Below are 21,639 nucleotides of genomic sequence, written 5' to 3' on the forward strand. Positions count from 1 at the left end.
GTGTTAATCGTAAATTATTTAGTCGGAAGCGTCAATCATTTCCGGCAAATTTTTCAGAGTTTATGTTTCTGATGCTATATTAGCGGTAGTGATGTTCGCTTAAGGTATTATCATAGTGCTGATCGTGAAGCAGAAGGGATTGCCAGCTCAGAATCATAAGACATCTTGGCTATTCTTGTTCAGGCAGCATTATAGTCTTAGCCAAAGAGATGTTGCTAACGCTTTGGACATAACTGAAAGAACCCTTCGTCACTGGGAAAACAACCCTGAAAGTGAACCTAAGTTGAATCGTTTCCAATGGCAGGCATTACGTAAGCTCTGCTGTTGCTCAACGCAAGAGGATTTAGAAGCATTAATTGAGAAGTTAAATAAAAGTTTGGGGTATTCCTAGAAGCAAGCAGGATTATAGTTATTGAAGATGCTTTATGGGATTTGACTGCAAAGGCGAATCTTGAAAAGAGATTTTGCAGAAATTCACTGAACGGATAATCTTGCATTGCCAGGAATTTTGGATGTTAATTCGAGTCGTAACAATCGACTACTCCAACAAGTATTGGATGAATTGCTCGAACAAGAATACCTCCTACAAGCTGAAATTGTTAGTAAGCCAGGGCAAAGGCAAGATGCTGTCAAAATTGTTCCAAACCCTGAAAAGATTCGCAGGAACCTTCCAAATTAGACAAGTGAATTATAAAGATAATTCCTTAGTCAGCTAGGGGTAAATAATTACTTTAAGCAAATAACTTTATTATTTCATGCGGTTTTAAACTCAGCAAATCTACTTATCAAAACTAAGTATGAATATCTAAATCATACAAAACATTGTCGTAGAAAATAAATAAGATAAAATTCTGAGAGAATTTAAGAAATTGATCTGTTTTTATTAAAATATCTTTGGAAGTAAGATGAGCCAAGTGCAGAAATGTTGGTAACTAACACTTACAACTAGTTTTCAATAAAGGGTTTATGAGCGTTAACCGCTCACAGCTATTGTTAATACAGCCTTAACCTGTCAATTGCTTTTAATTCAGTTTATGTTTAACTATTATCTTTATACTCGATTTTACTTGCTTTAAGATTTTTAGGATTCATTTATAGTATGACAGCTTATATTTATTTAGTTGTTAAAAATTAGCTAACAATTTTTATATCTGAGCGAGTTTAAATAGAAGTTGTATTTAAATCTTCTGAAGATAGAGGAGCTATTAAATCTCTTAGTTTTATTAGTGGATCGAAGCCTTTGGTAACTGAACATATTTGCTTTAATTTCTTTGCAACTGCCTTTCAGTTAGAGATACACATATTTACATTTTTTACCACCTAAGCTCAGACATAAGCAGCTAGTCAAAACAGCACCTAGTATCAAAAAAGAAATGCGTCGAAATTGAGATCCGCACAATTGGAAGAAGAGTAAATAAGTACAGCTTTATTGTATTCAGTTAAATATCTATGACTAAAAGAAGAGAAAGTACAGCCATGTTTACAGAACACATATCTAACGAAGCTAGTAATGAGTCTAATACAAAAAATACAAACCCAGAATTGCAAAGAGCAAACCAAAAGCGTTTAGTCATAGTAACAGGTGACAAAGGAGGTGTAGGAAAGAGTACGTTTTCTAGAGGATTATTACAGGTATACGTTAATAAAAAAATTAATCTTTTAGCCTACGATGCTGATAAACGCAATCCTCAGTTAGAACGGCACTACGGAAAAGATGTTGTGAGATGCCTTGATATATTCAATCGGGGCGAGGCAGATATTTTATTAGTAAACTTGGACGAGCAGCAGCCGCCTATTGCTTTATTAGATTTACCTGCCCAGTCTGGTAGCTTCTTTGAAACATTTGAGCGAGAGTTAAACATATTTGATTCTCTAAAAGACTGTGGCTATCAAATAACTATGGTTTCCGTAATTAGCCGAGTTAAAGATTCTGTAAGTATTCTAAAACTACTCTATGAATATTGTGGCGATCGCGTTGATTACTTAGTGGTCAAAAACTTATTTTACGGAGCAGAAGACAAGTTTGAACGCTATGACGAATCAAAACTGAGGAAGCAAATGAAAGATAAAGTCACATGTCAAGAAATAGTTATGCCCGATCTGTTTTATAAAACCTATGATTTTCTTGACGAACACAGTTTGCCATTTTCAGGAGTTTACGAACACGCAAAAGCAAATTTAGCAATCAGGTTGCGGGTCAAATCGTGGTTGGCTGAGTTTGAAAAGAATGCTTTAAAAGCTGCTGCAATGCTTGGGTTAGAATAAATGTTAAGAAAAAGATTATTAGTAACTGCTGGCGATGCTAGAGTAGGCAAATCAACGGTAGCACGATTGCTATTGGATCTACTGTTGGAAAAGCAAATCTCTATAAGGGCATATTATAACGGCAATCGTAACAAATTAGTAGCGTATCAAAAAATAGAGAATTTAGGCATTGAAGAATTACAGCTATCGAGAGGCGGTGCAGATAATCTTCTAATAGATCTGGAATCGCTACCAGATTTAGCTGTGGTTTTGACAGACTTACCAGGACAATATTTATCTGCCTTTAAGTTCTTTGTAGAAGAATTTCTACTGTTTGATACCTTAGCATCGCTGGGTTATAGAATGACAGTAATTCATCCCATATCTCATCGGCGCGACTGCGTGGAATACTTGCAAGAACTATGCAATTTTTGTGGAAATAACGTCGATTATATTGCGATTAAAAACCATTATTTCGATACGCATTTTCCCTACTACGATGCAAGTGAAACTCGTAGCTCGATCGAGGCTTTAGGTGGTGTGGAGGTAAACCTAACCAATTTATCGCTCTTTGTCTACCAGCAATGCGAGGATTGCGGGCTACCGTACTCTCAAATCATCAGCGATTTAAAGGTTAATACTTTTTATCGCCATCTTCTATTTAATTGGATGGAAAGCTTTTTCCATCAGTTCGATCTCGACCCGAAGGCAAGCAATTATTTAGGTCTGAATTGGAAAAATTATAGCTCTACTGCTAGCGAAACTAGTTTTTAAAGGAGATTTATAGATGAACGTTGCTACGATAGATCAAGTGTTATCGGAGTTCTCAACTGAAGAAAAAGAGAAAATTACTCAACTGATTTTGCAATCGGGCATTAATCCTCGCGATCCTTTGATCGTGACGATGGCAACTCTAGCAAAAATAGATAGTCGCATCGACAAAATTCCAGAATCTTTGGGAACAATAGTTAGCATTTGGACGGAAACTCTTGACACTAAATTATCGCAGATCTTTCGTAGCGCAGTAGTGCAGCAGAAAAAAGCACTCCTAGAAACTGTTAAGGAGCTGCTAAATAAATCTTCTCCGACTCATTTTGCTAGTTTGCCCATGCTGCACTCACTATATTTGGTTGCAATCTTAGGAGGTGTCTTGGCTTTAGGAACTGTTATCGGTGCATTTGTTTCCGCTAATACAATTGTTAAATTTGTTACTCCTAGTAACTTAAGCTCTCAAGATAAGGCTTTGCTACAATGGGCGAGATCGGCAGATGGAAGGCAAGCTAAAGACCTTCAAAAGATTAATGCAGATGCAATAACTTTCTGCAAAAAGCAAGTGAAAGAGCTGAAAGGAAAGTGCGTGATATCCATCCGAAATTGATAATAATTATTCTAGTATGAATAGAGAGATAGGTGCGGATGAGCTACGATCGCGCTACCAGCACCAAATTCTCCTACTATGCGTCCTGAATGTCAATTGCGATACTTATCATAACTTCTAAAGCATTGTATCCCATTAGTAGCGGAATACACGCGATCGCTGTTTCCAAATCTTACTGCTCAAGTTTTTGTTTATGGAGACAATTGCAACAGATAGCATTGCCTGCTTATTACTGTCGAGAGTTAGAATTTGATGTTCCTTGCTATTCTTTATTGTATTTTCGTCTAATTCTAGCTATGGTTTCCGTATCAACCAAACCTCGTTCTATAGCCACGCGCATGGCTTGCGTCCGACTATTAACATTGAGTTTCTGAAATATCTTGTGCGTATGAGTGCGTACCGTTCCAGGAGATATACATAGATTAGTAGCAATTTCTTCATTGGACATACCCGCACAGATCAGTTGTAGTACTTCGAGTTCTTTTGCCGTCAGCCGATCCGGACGTAGCATGTATTGGTAAAAATTTTGTTCGCTAAATTGAACGACTTCTTTTCTGTTCGACCTAAATTCTTCTACTATTGGCTTGCTAATCTTAGAATCTACCCACGATTCTCCCCTGTAAGTTGTGTATACTGCTTCCAACAACTTTTCGTCTTCTGCTAGTTTTGAACAGTAAGAGTCAGCGCCATTACCAAAAGCAGATTTGACAATCTCTTTTTGAGTTTCGCCCGATAAAATGATAACCTTAATGTTACTGTATTTATACTTAATTTCCTCAGTAAGTTCTAAACCATTCTTGTCTGGTAGATTAATGTCGATAATCACAATATCGGGTTGGTATAAGTCAACTAGATTTAGTCCCTCTGCTGCTGTTGCGGCTTCTCCACAGACCTGAAGGTCGGTTTTGGTAGATAGCAATGTGCTAATTCCAAACCTTGTAATCTTATGATCTTCTACCAGCACTATTTTTATTGTTTGCGTTGCTATGCTCGTCATACGTACTTAACCACTCTTGCTTCATAACAGTTATAACAAGCATCTATCTAAAGGTATAAATCTTTTACCCTAGCTATAATAAAATTACTGAAGTCCTAATCATTTCTTTATATAGATTTTTGCAGCAGTCGCCCCAAATCGCAGATCGAGCGATCGTCTATCTCTTTCATGGCTAGCGACTACTAGCAACCAATCGGAGAAACTACTGACATTCAGCGTTGCTAAATTTTTCAGCGATCGCACTGCTGACATACTACTGAGCGAGCAAATACGATCTTTATGGATGTGAATGATGCGCCTATTGCATTAAGTAGCGCACTTGGAGGAGTGAGGTCGGATGTCAGGTATAAAATTGCTAGAAGTAGATCGATTGAAGAAATTACAAATTGACAAACTTGCAGATGAACTGTGGGTATTGAAGAAGTTGATAGAATAACTCACCTCTTGATAGTAGTTCGTCAATTTTAATTTGATAAATAGTAATTTTCCAAAAGCAGTTTTTGGTAGGTTTTTCGCGGCTTAGTCATCAATCAATTCTTTTTTGACAGATCGCTAGGTGCGATCGAGAAAAAAATCAGGAGCCAGGAGTCGCGCAGGACAAAATAGCTCTGGGAATTTTTGATGTCAGAGTTTACGAACCGCAGCCAAATCAATCAGCTTGGCGGGAAATTTACGATCGAGAAGTTCCAATCCTCGACCTTTTTTCTCAGCTTGCCATGTAGTAGATTGCTGTCATGCTGCAACAGCTGGACGTAAGCGTTGCGAGTAGGTATCGCAAATAATTTATTGAGCGAGTAACAGCTGGATTGACGTGCATGGTACAAAGCACTGTGACTAGCCGATGAGCTAAACCTCGATAGTTAAAAGCGACCTGCGTTGGCTGAGCGAGCATCAGGAGTTTGCTTGCTCTTAGCGCATCTGAGCGGCTCGATTGGCAGTATTTCCTTTATATTTATCTCTGGTCGATTTCAAAAAGTAGTAAGTATGGAAAATATAGCTTTGTTTAGGGGTGAAGATAGTAGCAATGAGTTGGCTGATATTCTCTCAAAAGATTATAACTTTGTAGAATTTAATACTGTATACAAATTTTTATATCTTTGCCGTCATAGCTTTACTGGTTTATTGGTCATAGATTTCAGCTTTGAGGAAGATATTTGTTTTGCAATTGATACTGTAAGAAAGCTATTTACAGAACGTATACCTATTTTACTAGTATGTCATCCACAAGACTTAGAAGTTATCAATTCCACCGGGAGCGATATCGATAGCTTTATTTTATATCCACTGAATCGAGGCGAGCTAAAATCAAGAATCGATTTATTGTTTCGATTCAATCATTTTGTGCAAGATAAGCTGCAAGACATTCGTCACCGTGATGAATTCTTTGGTAGGATCGGTCACGATATGTCTAACCCTTTAGTAGCCGTTAATCGAGTCCTCAAACACTTGAATCAAGGTTTATACGGTTGTTCGTTGGCAGATATTTCTTCCGTAGTTGAGAGTGTAATTGAAAATAATAATGCCTTGTTAAAATTTGTAAGTTCTCTGTCTTCACAGGCATACTTATCTGCATTAGAATGCGATTATCAAAAAGTTGAATTAGTTGATATAAAAGAAGTTATGACTGCGGTTGCCAAGCAAACGCAGCCGCTAGCACAAACAAAGGATTTAGAACTGAAAATAGAATTTGCCTCAAAGTTTATTAGCGGCACTAGGATTTGGGCAGAGCCAACCTTGATTTGGCGGATGGCTTTTAACCTCGTACATAACGCAATTAAATATACTAATAGAGGCTGCATTCTTCTATCGCTTTACAACTTAGAACGAGATTTGGTATTGCACGTAGAAGATACGGGTGTGGGGATAAGTGAAGAACAGCTGCGGTTTTTGATCGAACCAGTTGTATCAATCGGCAGACAAGGCTTGAGAATGGGGTTGCGAGCGATCGACTCGATCGCTCAAGTGCATCAAGCTAACTTACAAGTGGCTTGTGCTTTGGGTGGAGGTACGATATTTTTCATCCCGTTTAGGCAAAATTCTGATTGCAGCTACGGTATCGAGAAATACTTGATGCAGGAGCATTCCTACTGAGGGATTCCCCTGCACGTCCTACCTAGTGTAATATAATACTAGTTCAATTGGTTCTTGCAACCCATGTCAGCCAAAGATTCTGCTAGTAAGCTCGAATTCTTCTTATCCAAATTAGAAGATTTTGTCTGTTGGCTGCTGTTTGGGATATTGCTAGTTGTCGCCGTACACGCGCTCTTGCTGTCGCAGATTGCTGCATTATATTACATTGCTACTGCCGTACTAGTTTGTCCTCGCACTCCTTTATCAACTAACGTGAGGGTGGCTTCAGTTGTTTTAGCTTTTATCGTTGGTATAGCATTCAGATTAATTTGACTTAATCTGGTGATATTGCCGATAGCATTACATTATTTAGAAATTTATTATTGATTCGGGAATTCAAAGCGTCAATCTCCCATTTCTGGCTGCGATTTTTTTGACTCTAAAGCTCTTTTTTGTGCTTCAGCTATTGTCAAAGCTCTAAATTTTTCTACTTCTTCTGCTCGAACGTCCGCTGAGCTACTAGCAAGGATATGAGTTGTCGTTGCTGCCGATCGGCTGTTGTCGGGTGTTACTACTTGTTTTTGTTTATCTTTGGAAACAAACCGACGGAAGGCTAAACGAAGAAAATCTGCAAACGGTTCTTGTTGTTCTAGTGTAGTACTAGTGGGTCGATCGCTTGCCGAACGCTCTTGTAGCACTGTTGCAGTATCGCTATTACTGTCATCCGTGTCAGTTTTGTCTTTGTCAACTGCTACTCCAAGTATTCGACCGTCTAGCCGTTCGTTGAGCCGTTCCTTGACAGACAAGCTCTCTCGTTCTGCTAACTTTATTTCCAGCATTTCTACTTTGGCACTAATATTTTGGATATGGATTACTAGGTCTGCGATCGCATTTTCTTGAGTGCGGCGATCGATATTCTCAATGCTTTCATAGTTTGGCGGGACATCTGATGCTATTTTAGAAATAATTAATGCCACTTGTTCGTAGGGCAGATTTAGACGAGAACAGAGAGTGGTAAAAGCTAGCTCGGAATTAAAAGCAGGAGTAGTTTTGCTCATGGTACTTTTATGGCTCTAAGAGATGTTTTTCAACGTTTTTGAGTGCAGAATCAATTTGTAGGTTTGCTACTTTGAAATAATTTATAACTTCTTGCGTTAATTGCTGTTGGTGAATTATACCTTGTTGAATATCGAGAATTTTATTGCCATTTTTATCTAATATTGATAAATTTTGTTTTTGGCTGTCAAGCAGTACGTCGTATTGTTTGCCAGTCACTTGCAGGGAGTTATTTGGCAGGCAAGTACCAAGAGTTTTGGCAATTTTTTCAGCACGATAAGCTAATTCGTTTGCCATGTAAAGCGTTGCTAAGTCATCTTGCATTGTCGAGCGAGCCTTGTCACTCAACCTTCCAGTTGCTTCCCATTCTACTTTTACTGCCTCAATGCGTTGGATGTATGGAGGAGACTTGTCGAGAATTGCAGCTGCCTTCAGCCAATTATCAATACTTCTTCTGTCGGTGATGACGGCAAGATTTTCGCTGCCAGACTCGTTCCAACTTAATACGCTCTGCATTCGGGCTAGGCTCGGTTCGGAAGATAGGAGCGCGTTGGAGTCAGGAGCAGCGGTAGCTGGCGTGGAAAGGGTAGTTTCGCAAGTTTGCGTGTATCCTCTCATCAGAGCGCGTAGAAAAGGAGATCGATCGCCTCGACCTTCCCAATAGCTGTCGTGCGTGGCAGTGACGTAGTGGGTGCAATTTTCCAACCACTGCACTCCGCCGCGTGAGGCGATCGCTTGATAAAGTTTGGGGTGTTGTTCGAGTTTGGCTTGAATAATTTCAGCCATCAGTTCGATCCGTTCTTCGCCCAGTGGTAGTCCTGTTTTGTAGTGTTGGTATGCTTGTTCGGCAGAGGCAAAAGGAACGCCAGCTGGTTTGTCTTGGCTGTAGGTTTCAGGTCCGTAAGTACCAGCTTTCACTTCTGGATTATCTCGGAAGGAAACAGGGTAATCACCTTGAATGCGTCCTTTGGCTTTCGATTTGACTGTGGGATTTGTCAGAGCTGCCCCTAAAGGGTCTTGGCTGCCAGAGCTAATGTTGATGCCAGGAGTTACCTGCGATCGCAGTGTTGGTGGAGCATTTGCTCGCTCCGTTTGCTGTAACGCTGGAAATGGGACGATTTTGCCGTCAATGTAATCGCCCAGGGGTTCCATAAATAGACCGTAGATTTTCCCCTTACTAGCTTGATTTTGAGTGAGTTCCTTGACTGAATGTTTTTCCCAAGCTGCCCAGGCTTGCTGGTAGGTTGGATCGGCGATCGCTTCGGTTGAAATTTCGTACTGCTTGCCAACGCGGAATGCAACCTGCCGTCCATCTTTACCTACAGCAATAGCAATATCCCCTTCTTTAATGCCGTATGCTTTTTCATAGTCAATACTTCTAGTGGTATGCACTCTCCCATATCCCCGCATGGCATCGATAGTCGTATTAACGGGTAGGGTTTTGGGTTCATCGTAGGTGTGAAGGTCATACACCATCGGTACTGGTTTTCCAGAGACGATCGGATGTTCTGGTATTCGGGACTGGGTAGCGCGGGCGGTCATTTGGTTGCCATAGGCAATAATCTCTTGAATGCCAAGCTGGGTATTCTGTTCTGCTGTTGGCTGTCCTGTAGAAGCAGCAATCCGCTCTCGCCGTGTATCAGTAAGGCTAGCATCTGTGGCTTGAGTGTTACTGTCGGATGATATGTCAGTAGGCTGTTGAGGTGCTGCTGGCGTGGTGACTGCGACGGCGTTTTCCCATTGTCCGAGCAATTCTTTAGGTCTTGTTGGCAGGCGATCGAGAATTTGCTGATATTCGCTTTTCGCTGAAGTATTAGCTTGAAGGATCGAAGTGTCACACTGACTGAGGTTTTCATTCAATTCATTTAGTTTTTGCTCGTACTGCTCGTAGCCTTCTACAGTGCTAACGTCAATTGCTTCTCCTAATTTAGATATAATTTCTTGCTGAATAAATTGAGCGTTCGACTCATTTTTATCGATAACAAATGCAATACAATTATTTTCAATAAAAGATTTGCTTTTTATACCTTGGGAAGACAACCAACTACTAACTGCAATACTGTCTTGAGCAGGTATGACTAATCCATAAGCTTCCGATCGAATAATGGCATTGGCATTACTACTTGAGTAACTCTGGTGAGGATTATAAAACAAGATAGATTGCTCTGTAATAGGAATATCTACTACATGCGGCGTTGCATCTGCTACTTTGCCAAATTTAGTGTTAAGGTTTTCCAGGATTTCTGGACGAATGGTGCTACCAGAGAGCATGAATACTGCCAAGCCTTTATTGGTTTCTCTTTTAGCTTCTGCTGGTGGAATTTGAGAGTATTCAATACCTACTTTAGTCAACCAATTACTAACTGTGTCAACTTTACGACTGTCAACAGCTAAACCTACTAAACCAAGCATTATATCTTCTTGACTTTGGAAGAGTATTGTAGGGCGCTCTGTAATGATATTGTGGATTTGGCTATGAATTTGCTGCCGATCTTTTTGGCTGAAGTTTTGCTGAATGTCGATTGCGGTATTTAATGAGCTTTCTTTTACCCATATTTCTGGATACTGGACGGTAGCAACGTCTACTGTGACGATACAGCTAGTAAAATTACTTTGGATCTTACACGGTAGCGTACTGCTGCTACCATTAAACAGCCCGCCTGTTTTTAGGGCATTGAGAGCAGCTATAGATTCTTTAGTATTGTTTAGTACGCCAACTGTTCTATTGTCAATTGCAAAGAAAACTTTTTCTTTATATCCCCTGGAGGAAGCAGAGAGCGTTCTAAATTCTCGATCGTCATAACTGATTCTTTTAAACTCATCATTAATTTTATTAATTTTCAGTAAATTACCAGTTGGTGTTTCGGCAATTAAATAAGCACCCGCACCTTCAGTAACTATAGATTTAAATTTAAGCCTTAGCTGGGTACTACCATTTTTATCGAGTTTAATCCATCCTTTTGCTTCAGCTTCTTGAGCTGATTCTGCATCGATACTACCAAATCTTTTTCCCTCAAGATAAATATCTATTTCGTTATTTTTTGGGACTTTACCGCTGACTATCTGGAGTTTTACCCTTTCTCCATTAAAGATCGTATCTGCATATTGAAATTTTTTAATCTCGTTAATTTTGAAACTAATTTCTGGCTTACCTGGAATTTGAACGATGGCTGTTGCTGTAGCGGCTTTTTCGCGAGCAACCCTGACAGCAGCGGTCGTACCTAGAGGTAGCCTTGGCGATTGAGCTTGTAGTATGCCAAGAGTAATATATTCGCCACGCTCGGACTGAATTTTTATAACTCTTTCGCTATTTTCTAGATCGAACTTTGCTTGATAAGTTTTGCTAGCATTCTCAGACTTTAGAGCTTCGCTTTCTGCTTTTAAACTAACGAGCGTAAAATCTTTAAACTGTAATTCCTTTAATCTTTCAATTAACTCATTTTTAAAAGTGGTGAAAACAAAGTTAGATACTTTATTAGTGCTATTTTGTACTTTATCTTCGCTATTATTAGTACTTGTCTCGCCTTGCTGCTTGGTGGTCGATATTTCCCAGGAAGCAGCAGCCATTGTCATTCGTTCTGCTTCTGGAACTCTAGAGTAAAAGTTTTCAGCTACTTCTGATGCTTTTTGAAACAGGATTTTAGCTTGTCCTTCCGAGATTTCTGGTCTGAGACCAAAAGCAATAGATGTAAAGACTGCGCCTATCTTTAGGTTCAAGTTTTCGCTCTCTTGACTCAGAGTTCCTAGTCGGCGGAAATAGGCTTGACTGTTTTCGTTGAGTTCGCCATTAATTTGAGCTAAAACCATAAATTGATGCGGTCTGTCAGGACTGCGCTTATGTTTGGGAATTTCCTCAATTTTAAATTTTATTTCTTGGGCTTGCCATATACTAGGATGGTTATACCTAATTAAATTGGTAACTTCAATTTGTTTGCCACTTTGACCGTTGATGACTAGGTATGGACCCTGCTCAATTTCTCTGCGCTTTTTGATTTGAGTTGCCTTACTGAATAGCTCGTCAAATTCTTTTTTAGCTAGAGTAACTTGTAATTTATCTTGATGGCTGAATTCAACTTGGTCAAATAGCTTACTAAATTGAGAAATTGGGCGAGATTCGAGCTTAGCTTGTTCAAAGGATTCATTAGTTTTACTAATAATGATTTCTACGGGAGAATAGCCATTAGCCTGTATTCCTCTATCTATGTATGCGTTTTTATTTTTCTTATCTCTGATATAGTTCACTTCTCGGTAAAGATAGCGACTATTTTCAGCGATCGCTTCCATATCTGGTTTCTTAGCACTTTTGAATAAGTCAACAGCAATTTGATTTTGAAATGCTGCTGCTTGAATCATTTTTTGATACATCTGGCTGTTAACGGAAAAAGCTCTTTCGATAATTTCATTATTCCTATTTCTAACGGATGCAAGCTCTACAAATTCTTGCATATATTGAATGTAATCTTGTTTAGCTTGCCGCGTTCGCTCGTGAGGATCTTTTTCGCGCTGCTTTTGTTCTTCCTGAATAATAGTAGGAAGAATTTTTTTATAGTGCTTGGCAACTGCGTCGAGATATGCCGATTTTTCTTCAGCAGTGCTGTAATTTTTGAGGATAATAATCTCTGACTCTAGTGCTTCAATTGCAGTGAGGTGATTGTTGATTGCACCAACACTGATTCCATCGCTCATATGGATGGCAATTTCTTCAAATTCTGGCTGCGCTCCATCTGCCCCGTAGAAAGATTGTTTTTTCAGCTTAGGGGTAGGAGCGTAGGCATTTTCTATCTGGTTTCTGTATTCTGCTTCTTCTGCAAGGTAGGGGTAGCATTTTGCTAAGGTAAATCCAATGCAGTCGCCGTCGTAGTCGCGACCTTGCCGTTCTTGTTCTGATTCTAAAACAAGCGATTCAATGTTGAAACCTAGTTTATTTAATTTATCAATTTCTTTGTTAAAACTAATAGCAAGCTTTGTTTTTTCTGAAAGATCTAAAGTATTAATATTGGTATTGAGATAAGTTTGAATTTCATTACTGTTAAATGTAGTATCTTGTTCTCTTACCTGGGCGACTGCATCTTTAACTTGCAAGAGAATGCGGTTGTAGATTTGAGTGAAGGTTTCATCACTAACTGCGATCGCTCCTTCTAAGGGATTCCTATCTGGTCCCAATATATCTTCTACAATTCTATTAGTAGAAACGCACAAGCCATTGGAATTGAGGAATGGCGAGCGAAAGTTCAGAACTTTTTCTTCTGGGTTATACCAAGGTATGCAGATCTCACCGTTCTTTAACTCTTTAGAAGGAATTACCATTGCTCGTTCAAAGAGTAAACTCTTACCAGTGGCAATGTCTCTCCATTCATTTTGTACGAACCTAGCTAGTTCTTGCTGGACTTTTTCTGTTTCTAAAATTTGACAATGACTCATCAGATCGGCTTTGATGAGTCGGTACATAATTAAATCTTCTCTAGAATCGGTTTCTTCTAAATTTCCCTCATTATCTATTTCATATTTTTCTAATTGTTGGCTGTATTGTTCTATAAACTCTGGCAGTTTATTTGATTTTATAGCTTGTTTAACCTCCTTCTCCAACTGAGTTTTCTGTTCTTGATTAAAGTCCTTACGTTTTTCATATTTTTCACAGTATAGAGCTGCTAGTTTTCGCGGGTCGTCTTGGGCTTCTTTGAGCCTTTTGGCTTGAGCTTCTAATTCTTCAGCAAAATCTTTGATCCCGACAGGGAATGAGGCTAATAGCTGCGAAATTGCAGTCTTCCCTCGTTGGGATTGTGATTTTTCGCCTAGCCAAATCTTTTGTTTATACAACCCAGGCTCTATTTGTGATTTTAGGGGAGCGCCAGGTCTGTCCTTGTCCGTTCCCTTGAAGGAGGATAGAGGTAAGATGAGATCGATTTTTGGTTGGTTGTTTGGATCTAGATATTTTAGATCGTCTAGGTTGTTAGGCTTTAGAGTGCCTTTGCCAAATCTAAACTGGGTGTCATCGCCATCTTGAGATGTCCAGCCAAAGCGGTGTTGGATGACGCGGTAAGCTGCTTTCGTATCGATTTCTCTATGGGTGAGGCGGTTGTAGACCTCGGTGGATATCTGTCCGTAGCAGTCACCTGTAAGCCTGCGAGCTTGCTTATTATTGATAACACCGCTGTTTTCACCTGTGGCATCATCAACAATTAGAATGCTAAGTTCTTGGGCGATCGCATTTTCACAAGAGCCAAGGAAAATCGATCCGTAAGCACCCCTGTCTTTGCGGTCGGGGCATAGTCGATCTATAACTTCCAAACATTCTTTGGGTCCGTAGAGTAATCTAGACTTAGATGAAAGGAGCAGTACGTGACCGTCTGGATGGTTTTTGAGTTCCGTGGCTGTTGAAGTTTCGTCCATGTGACCAAACGAAAATTCAGTATTGGGAAAGAAATACTCTAGTAACGTATTGTTTAATTCTTCTTTTAGTAAAGATTCAGTATTGTTGAGATCGTTGTCAATGTGAATCCATTGGTTTAGTTTAGTATTGAAATGCTTAGCAGTAATTGTCATAGTTGGACATTTCAACAAAGAGAGTTAATAATGGTGCAGTATTCACGCTTAAATCGTTTTTTAAATCAAAATAAAAAGGAGATAAATTCTGACGGTAATTTGAAAGCAGATTGTGTTGAAAGTATGCGTGCTGATGGTATGTCAGAAGCAGCTATTACAAATTTTGCTGCAAGGTTAAAAGCCCAGTACGAGAGACTGAAGCAGCTTGACGAAATCGACCCCGAACAATGGGTTATTTACACTGCTTATGATGTTATCTTCACAGAAGAAGAGAGGCAGCAGTTTAATCCTGATGGTTCTTTGCGCCAGGAGTACCAGCAAGATATGCGGCAGCGCGGTTACAGTGAAGATTGGCTGGAAGAGAAAGAGCGTCTGAAAAAAATTGAGGTCGAGGATTTCGAGCAATTGTCGATGCAATACGCCCAGGTAGGAATTAATTACCCAGAACAACAGGTGATCGCTCGTGCAAGCAATCTTGCTCGACTTCAGAATCCAGCTCAAATGTATAGGGTTCGACAAGACATTCGTAATGCTGAAAAGATATCCGAACTTTCTATCGGTTTGGAAAGCGACGATTACGAACAACAGCACTGGCAGCAGATTTAACATTCCTTTAGCGATCGCTTTAAATGAGATCAAAGCGATCTTAAGGGATTTATTATCTCTACTGGATCTAATAAAATTCTGATTTTATCTCAGATATATGTTGATTTTTCATGAGGTAACGTAACGCTAAAATTATAAATTTGAGTTCGAGTATGGCTGAACAAATTATTAAAACGAATAGGATTTGGTTCCCAAACGCATTTATTGACAGGATTCCTAGAGGATTTAATTTAACAACTGTAGTCAACATCTTTTTTTGTTGCCTTCAGTTGTTGTTGCAGTTGTTGAATAGCTGGAACAATTTTATCTAGTATTGTTGCATCTTGCTGGGTCAGTTGCGTCGCTTCTATTTCTTGCCATTGCCCGTTGGTGTATGCAGTTTTTAAGAGTTGTTCTCCATTGGAGTTGCGAGTCAGAGTAAGTATATTATTATCGAGCTGGGCTGAGTATCTGTTACCACTGAAGAAAGTCGTGTTAAGCGTCAGAAGGTATGCTGTCACTATAGTAGAGTAACGGGAATATGACGGTGTAGGAGCGATACAAGGCGTGGGGTGGCAGGTATCGTTGGAGCTACTACCTTCATCGGATTGGGCGATCGCATCTAGATGAGATCTAGGAATTTCTGTTTCTTTCTTAGTTTTTGTTGTTTGTTGTCTCCTGTTGTCACTAAACTGAGTTTCATGCATCTGATGAGAAATTTCTACTAAATCTGCTTCTGCAATTTGTGCTGAGACGATAGGTACTGTGACTTGACTGGGGCTATCTTCAACAGCGTCATAACGATCGCCCTTGCCACCATTGCCGCTGGCAATCTCAGTCGAGGTAAGGGATATTGTTAGTTCCCCTGCTTCGACATTTTGCTTTTTGACATTGCTTCTTCTCCTCTTCTTACCCTCAGTGGCTGTTAATTGGGGATGTCGAGCTGCAACAATAGCTGGCATATCTTCGATTGGATCGAAAAATAAGCCGCGTTGGATCAATTTGGGAAAGGTGTAATTGCTGCCAATAGAATACCCAGCAATCTGCCAACCATCTTTGGAGTAGCTAAATCCACTCATAAATCTGTCACCAGAAAACTTAGGTAACACTGTAATATCGTGTTCCCGTTCCAGACGTTGAATAAATTGACTGACAGTGGGCGAAGTTGCAACCAGATCGTCGATGATTTGGGCAAACTGTTGCGTTAGTGACTTCTGATTTGAAGTGTGGTGCTTCTGTCTGATGCTAGGAGCGCGGCGGGTAGTATAACCAGTTTCGATGCCATGCTGCTTTTTCACAGCTGCTGCTACTTGAGAATTACTACATGAAAGAATTTCTAGCCCATACTCTTGCTCCAGCTTGCGGATGGCAACTTGAGACTTCCACCAATCCCAAGAATCGTTGACTGTTGTGCCATCCATCCTCACCCTACTCGCGACTATATGAATGTGGGCGTTGTTTGCGTCGTCGTGGCGAACGACGAGCCACTGACACTCATGAGTTCCTTCTCCCACAAATCCCATTGCTTGTAGGTATCGCTTGCTAATTTCTGCATATTGCTTGTCTTCTAGGCGTTCGCGGTATCCGTCTCTATCTGGCAGCGAGAGAATGATGTGAATACAGGTGCGCTGTACATTTGGATTGAGGTCGCAAGTGACTCTCAATTGGGCTGCTAGTTGTGCTGGTGTTGTCCCCATCATGTTAGTAGCAATAGTGACAGGATTTTTCTTTTCGTTCAGAACGTATGCCAACGTCCCCCAGAAGCTTGCGTGCTTGTAGTTCTTGCCTATCACTACAATTATGAGTTTTGTTGAATTAGAGTTGCATTTTATACAATACTATTTTTACTAGCAGAGTGGAGAAAAAATAAATCAGGAAAATTTTCTGGTTCGAGGATTAGTGCTAGCCATCAGAAAGCATTGGATACTCAGACAAACGCAGGTAATTGGAAACGTGTCTTGATGTACGTGGACTAGTTGTTGCAGGCGATCAATATCTTGCGATCGCTATCCAGTTCTGCGATCGCAATTGTGGGCAATAGCTACCAGCTCTTTCGCCTACTGCTTATTATAAAAAAGGTGATTTATTCGGGATTTTACTAAACAACTTCCCTCAGAAGTTGTCTGTTATAATTTACCAATCTGGATTAAGTTTTAAGTTGTTTCAGCACTATTTTACTGCTTATTTGAGTGGAGTGCTGTTTGTTTTTTCTACTTCACTAACAATCTGAATCTTTCCATCTTGCAGCCGATATTCAAAGCAGCGCCCATCAGGTAGTTCCATAATAGTAATACCATTTCTTTCGTAGAATATTGAGCGATTGCTAGCCTTGTGTTCGGCAATTTCCTTTTGTAAGCCTGCTTGTGCTAAGCGTTCTAGTTTTTTGCCCCATTCAGAAAATTCGCTATTGTTCATAGTTTTATCTTTTTATCTATTTTGCTATTTTGACAAATTAGAACCGAACTAGGAAGCGTGCTGTAAGGCTTTCAAGCATCGTAAAATTTTGAATCAGAAACGTTACTACACTTTTTAGAGAAAGCTGTTCGCTAGTATACTGTAAGTATATCTCTTTATATGGCTGGTTGTGAGGGAGATTTTGAAATTTATCGAATTGGGAAAATTTCCTTGAGATTCGTCATGCTACCTCTTCTTTGTTATTAGTAGCAGTTTCTGCAGTTTCTATATTATTCCGCATCTTCCCTAACCTATAAGCTTCCATTCCAGCTACTTGAATGTGGTTTTCCATAGCGTCTAGCAGGGGCATAATTTCTGCAATTGGCACCGTGCGATCGCTATACAGCTTGCATGTATTGCGAATGGTAAATATAAGTTCCCTGGCTTTGCCCAAATTTTGGTAGACAAGGATTTGGTTGATGGTGGGGGGAGTAGGGAGTTCCCTACGTAAGGCAGATATTTCTATATATTCGGCAACGGTAGTATTAGACTTGTTTGCTTTCTTTTTTACCTCGGCATAGTCATCATCACTGAACCTTGCTGTGACTCGATTGTTTTTTTTCTGCTTTTCTATCTTCATTTTAAGAGTTATTTTTTATACTTAACTTATTCTATTTATAGCATCTTCAAACATAGCTGGCGCAAAGGCAGCAGTATAAGAATACTGGATGGACTTGAATCTGAGATTAATACCGTGGCTGTAGCAAGTGTCGTTCGACGGCGATCGCTCTCAAAAAAACTGATTATAAAAGCTACAAAGATATACTGAGGAGCGTAATTTGTGTACTGGAATTTTAGTGCATACACTATTCATACTGTTGCTAGACAGTTGCTGCCACAAAGCTCGGAGTAAAGCTCAGAGTATTGATGAAGGCAATGCAATCGAAAATATTAGTACGCGATCGTAGTCTTGTTGCCTGTGTAATTACTTTATGAAGTGTGTATCAACGGCGGGAAAGTGACATAGTACGATGCTTAAGAATAGTTGAGATGCGATCGCTTTTGTAATGCAACGTAATACAAAAATAATACAAAAATCGCCCTCATTATTGTCAACAATAGAGATTATTGAGAATAGCTGAGGAGAAGTGAGATGCTCTAAACATAGCTGGCGGAAGCGTGTAGGGCTGTTACCGAGAGCGGCGGACTGCGGTAAAGGGCGAGAAGCTCAAAAGTAAGTGGTGAAAGGATTTAGGGGACTTTGACGAGGCACTTGCAATTCACCTAATTGACCTGACTCCAATTGGGGTAATTACGAGTGTAATTGGGGTAATTACGAGTGTAATTGAGGTAATCGAGGGAAGGAGAGAGCGTTGGGAGAGAAAGGGCGATGGGGTAATAGTGAGGATGATTGGGGTAATTACGAGTAAATTAGGGTAAATACTGAGGATAATTGTCCTACATAGGGATAAAGTAGTTTTATATACATAACATTTACTGAGAATCTAGAGTAAATCGATAGAAATAGCGGTGTTGACAGGGTAGCACCAGTTAGGAGACTAACAATTAGGTAAGCGGTTGCAGGCTCGATCTTTTGTCAATTATTTTTAGTTGCTGAAGAAATCAAGCAGGTGTTGCGGGCTGCTCGGATGGGTGACGATGCGTTTCTCGGCATCTGAGACGATGCTCTTCGAGTCCGTTTCTTATCGCACCCGAAGACAATTAATGGCATTCCCGCCAACTTCCTTTCCAGCAGGACGTAGCTTTATATGACAGTGTGTCGCATAGGAATAATTCAAACAATTGGTTTTGGGTGTTTGGTAAGTAGGTTTGTTGAAGGTTGCCAGTTATGACAAGGAAAGCATTACCATCGGATTCAATTGAGTTAGTGCGAATCATGCGTAAGCGCGATAGTGCCGATGGAATAGTAATTAGCTATTTGCAAAATCGTCGCCGAGGGCAGACGGAGTTAGCGTGCGACGCATTGCGGGCGTATTATTTACCCCTAGCACTCTTGGATGCAGGGGTGTCAGGTGAAGAGTTACGGGATGCAGCTATTGACGCGATCGCACAGCTAGAGGCGCAGATAATGAAGCTCAAGCAAATATGTAGGTTGGAAGGGATGGCGCAAGTAGTGCTGGTACAGCCAATGGTAGAAGAGTTGATTGCAGAATCCAGAGCAGAGACTGCAGTGGGGAAGAAGGAGCCTGGAACTGAAGGTTGTACACCTGGAGTTACTACAACCCAGGAGGATCTTGAAGAGGAAGTGCTAGGGGAGGAAGAGGAACGAGACTTTGAACTTACTGATAATGAGATAGATGAGGTAGATGAGGTAGATGAAGCGCAAGAGGAGCTGCCTCAAGATGAATCGTGGGATGCCATGTTTCAACTGAGATTATAGTGATGCGGTTTTTCGCTACATATTTGTATCTATCAAAAATGACAATAAACGAATAATAGGTTCTGAATGACAAAAGTAAAAACTAAAATCGTACCTGATATAGTAGTAACGCTCGATTTAGGTGCCAGTAGGACGAAGGCGATCGCCCAGCAGTTAGGGAGTGCTGTACCTGTAGTGACGAGCATGGACCCAGAGTTAGCAGATATTTCCTCCGAGTCAGTTAAAGATTTAAAGAACGAGGGCATTCCCGAAAATAGTTGTTGGGTGGAAGTGCCTGGGGTGGATCATTTTGCCGTGGGTTACTTGGCAAGGGCTAGATTTGGCGGCATTTCCCAGTTGCGGGATCTCAAGTATGAATTGGCAGTGCCTAAGATCGCGGGTGTTCTATGGGTTTTGCAGCAAAAGCTAGGCTTGGCAGGGCGTTTTAGCGTCTCGCTGTTATTGCTCTTACCGCCAGGAGAAGTCAGCCAACACGATAAGGCGTTGTTGCTATCGAAGCTAGCAGCATCTTTAGCCAAGTTTGATACGCCGAGCGGTCAATTGCGCGTGAAGATTCTAGATTTTGAGTTGATGCCAGAAGGTGGGGGTGTTTTTGGCTATCGAATTGGACACTTAGGTGCAGATTACAAGCAAAAGACGATTGCCTTAGTCATGCTGGGCTACAGAAATGCTAGTTGCTTCATCTGCGATCGCGGCAACCTCAGATCTGGCACGAGTAGCGATCTGGGTATGTTTTGGATGGTGAACAACTTCGTCGGTCGCGCCAAGGGCGGGTTGTCTAGAAACGATCCAAAAGTCTTGCAGGCTTTAGTTGCTGCTGGAGCCGATGGCAATCTAGAGGTACTGCAAGGGTTGTCGAGAAAGCGTTCTGCCAACGATATCCGTTTAGATGGAAAAGCATTTGCTGCCGCTGCTAGGATTTCTCGCGACGAATACGCGCGGGCAGTCGTGCGTTGGATTAAGTCTCTTGCCCCAACCGAACTGGATGAGGCGATCCTGACTGGCGGTACTGCTGAATATGTAGCGCCAGAACTAGACGCTTATTTTGCTAAAGAAGGCATAACAGTAATTTGGAATGGCGGTGTTATGGTGTCGCCAGATTTACTTGCTGGGGAGTCCCCCAGCAGATACGCAGATGCATGGTCCGTACACGCCAAGAGTTTTGAACGGTTTAGTGCTAAGTATAAAGTCCCTAATTTTAGCAATCTTACTCCACCTGTAGCTGATAATAAAGCTAGCAATGTGGCTGTCAATAATTCTCCTGAAAGAGATGTTTCTGACGGGAATGGCAATTCTGCAAAAAAGCAAACTACGAAGTATGTTAGACCTAAAGATTTTATAGAAATGCCCGACCGACTATAACAGCCTCTACGCATTCTAAAGAGTGGTAGCTTTCTGCTTGATAACAGTAGCGTTCATAATATGAAAAAACATCAGCCTTTTTAGGGCTGATTTCTATAAATTCGGAGAAACTTTTTTGGTTTATTAAGCAATTTCTTCCGTAGCAGCTTCAGCAGCAAAAATACTGTCACCCCCAGTTACGGGTTGTTCGACAAGTTCGAGTTTCCGGTATGTAGCTTGCCGTTTTAGCCATTGTTCGCGGCGCTGCCAGCTACGTTGATTGTACTCGATCAACTTTTCTAGGGAATAGTCAAACTTGTCTTTAGCAAACGCAAGTAACTGTTCCATCGTGTACTTGCGCTCTTCGGCTTTACCAAAGCTAGTTTCAAAGTGTTGTTTGAACGTTTCCCAGTCAAAGGCTTCCCCTAGCTGCCGTTGGGCAACTTTACCGTACAGTTCGCGGATGGAATAGAAGACTGCATTATACTTACGTGAGTCGTAAGCTTCAATCCGGTACTCGCCCATAGCAGCATCGTTAATTAGAGATAGTTTCCTAGTGTTAGCCATAGTTGTATCCTCTACAAGTAGCAAGAGTGATTTTTTTCGTACAGGCGCAGCCTTTTTTGGCGC

General features: G+C 40.7%; 17 protein-coding genes. 9 read left to right on the plus strand and 8 right to left on the minus strand.

Features of this window, described 5'->3' with window-relative positions:
- Positions 1–124: 124 nt before the first annotated feature.
- From M5J74_RS33745 to M5J74_RS29845, 4 genes are all read left to right on the plus strand, one after another.
- The gene (locus tag M5J74_RS33745; protein WP_371934114.1) at positions 125–391 is read left to right on the plus strand and encodes a helix-turn-helix domain-containing protein; all 267 of its coding nucleotides are present in this window, start codon (positions 125–127) and stop codon (positions 389–391) included.
- Positions 392–1,449: 1,058 nt separating this feature from the next.
- Entirely contained in the window at positions 1,450–2,265 is an 816-nt protein-coding gene (locus tag M5J74_RS29835) for a chromosome partitioning protein ParA (RefSeq protein ID WP_250017553.1), read from the plus strand.
- Positions 2,266–3,018 carry a hypothetical protein gene (locus tag M5J74_RS29840; protein WP_250017554.1) on the plus strand — a complete coding sequence of 251 codons (753 nt, stop codon included), beginning with the start codon at positions 2,266–2,268 and terminating at the stop codon, positions 3,016–3,018.
- A gap of 13 nt (positions 3,019–3,031) precedes the next feature.
- Complete coding sequence (locus M5J74_RS29845; RefSeq protein ID WP_250017555.1) at positions 3,032–3,622, plus strand: DUF6753 family protein; 591 nt, start codon at positions 3,032–3,034, stop codon at positions 3,620–3,622.
- 262 nt (positions 3,623–3,884) lie between these two features.
- Here M5J74_RS29845 and M5J74_RS29850 read toward each other — a convergent pair whose 3' ends face one another.
- A complete protein-coding gene (locus tag M5J74_RS29850) occupies positions 3,885–4,619 on the minus strand; it encodes a response regulator (RefSeq protein WP_250017556.1) in 735 nt (244 codons plus the stop codon).
- 99 nt (positions 4,620–4,718) lie between these two features.
- Positions 4,719–4,871 (minus strand): hypothetical protein, encoded by a 153-nt coding sequence (locus M5J74_RS29855; protein WP_250017558.1) that lies wholly within the window; start codon positions 4,869–4,871, stop codon positions 4,719–4,721.
- A gap of 624 nt (positions 4,872–5,495) precedes the next feature.
- Between M5J74_RS29855 and M5J74_RS29860 the strand changes: the two genes are divergently transcribed.
- Both M5J74_RS29860 and M5J74_RS29865 read left to right on the plus strand, forming a co-directional pair.
- Positions 5,496–6,710, plus strand: coding sequence for a sensor histidine kinase KdpD (locus M5J74_RS29860; RefSeq protein ID WP_250017560.1), 1,215 nt, complete (start codon positions 5,496–5,498; stop codon positions 6,708–6,710).
- Positions 6,711–6,773: 63 nt separating this feature from the next.
- Positions 6,774–7,022 (plus strand): hypothetical protein, encoded by a 249-nt coding sequence (locus tag M5J74_RS29865; protein ID WP_250017562.1) that lies wholly within the window; start codon positions 6,774–6,776, stop codon positions 7,020–7,022.
- A 71-nt stretch (positions 7,023–7,093) separates the two neighbouring features.
- Here the strand turns inward: M5J74_RS29865 and M5J74_RS29870 are convergent, their stop codons facing one another.
- Together M5J74_RS29870 and M5J74_RS29875 are read right to left on the minus strand one after the other, a co-directional pair.
- Positions 7,094–7,747 carry a hypothetical protein gene (locus M5J74_RS29870; RefSeq protein ID WP_250017564.1) on the minus strand — a complete coding sequence of 218 codons (654 nt, stop codon included), beginning with the start codon at positions 7,745–7,747 and terminating at the stop codon, positions 7,094–7,096.
- A 7-nt stretch (positions 7,748–7,754) separates the two neighbouring features.
- On the minus strand, positions 7,755–14,288 hold the full coding sequence (locus M5J74_RS29875) for a hypothetical protein (RefSeq protein ID WP_250017566.1): 6,534 nt from the start codon (positions 14,286–14,288) through the stop codon (positions 7,755–7,757).
- A gap of 30 nt (positions 14,289–14,318) precedes the next feature.
- Here M5J74_RS29875 and M5J74_RS29880 point away from each other — a divergent pair, with 30 nt between their 5' ends.
- On the plus strand, positions 14,319–14,894 hold the full coding sequence (locus M5J74_RS29880) for a hypothetical protein (protein ID WP_250017568.1): 576 nt from the start codon (positions 14,319–14,321) through the stop codon (positions 14,892–14,894).
- 230 nt (positions 14,895–15,124) lie between these two features.
- Here M5J74_RS29880 and M5J74_RS29885 read toward each other — a convergent pair whose 3' ends face one another.
- From M5J74_RS29885 to M5J74_RS29895, 3 genes are all read right to left on the minus strand, one after another.
- On the minus strand, positions 15,125–16,666 hold the full coding sequence (locus tag M5J74_RS29885; RefSeq protein ID WP_250017570.1) for a relaxase/mobilization nuclease domain-containing protein: 1,542 nt from the start codon (positions 16,664–16,666) through the stop codon (positions 15,125–15,127).
- Between the two features lie 388 nt (positions 16,667–17,054).
- Positions 17,055–17,288 carry an MmgE/PrpD family protein gene (locus M5J74_RS29890; RefSeq protein WP_250017572.1) on the minus strand — a complete coding sequence of 78 codons (234 nt, stop codon included), beginning with the start codon at positions 17,286–17,288 and terminating at the stop codon, positions 17,055–17,057.
- 220 nt (positions 17,289–17,508) lie between these two features.
- The gene (locus M5J74_RS29895; protein WP_250017574.1) at positions 17,509–17,907 is read right to left on the minus strand and encodes a hypothetical protein; all 399 of its coding nucleotides are present in this window, start codon (positions 17,905–17,907) and stop codon (positions 17,509–17,511) included.
- Between the two features lie 1,209 nt (positions 17,908–19,116).
- Between M5J74_RS29895 and M5J74_RS29900 the strand changes: the two genes are divergently transcribed.
- Positions 19,117–19,668, plus strand: a complete 552-nt coding sequence (locus M5J74_RS29900) for a hypothetical protein (protein ID WP_250017575.1) — start codon at positions 19,117–19,119, stop codon at positions 19,666–19,668.
- A gap of 66 nt (positions 19,669–19,734) precedes the next feature.
- Positions 19,735–21,030: a hypothetical protein gene (locus M5J74_RS29905; RefSeq protein ID WP_250017577.1), complete on the plus strand. Its 1,296-nt coding sequence runs from the start codon at positions 19,735–19,737 to the stop codon at positions 21,028–21,030.
- A gap of 123 nt (positions 21,031–21,153) precedes the next feature.
- Here the strand turns inward: M5J74_RS29905 and M5J74_RS29910 are convergent, their stop codons facing one another.
- Complete coding sequence (locus M5J74_RS29910; protein ID WP_250017579.1) at positions 21,154–21,576, minus strand: hypothetical protein; 423 nt, start codon at positions 21,574–21,576, stop codon at positions 21,154–21,156.
- Positions 21,577–21,639 lie beyond the last annotated feature (63 nt).

This window comes from Chroococcidiopsis sp. CCNUC1 (assembly GCF_023546805.1).
GTDB lineage: Bacteria > Cyanobacteriota > Cyanobacteriia > Cyanobacteriales > Chroococcidiopsidaceae > Chroococcidiopsis > Chroococcidiopsis thermalis.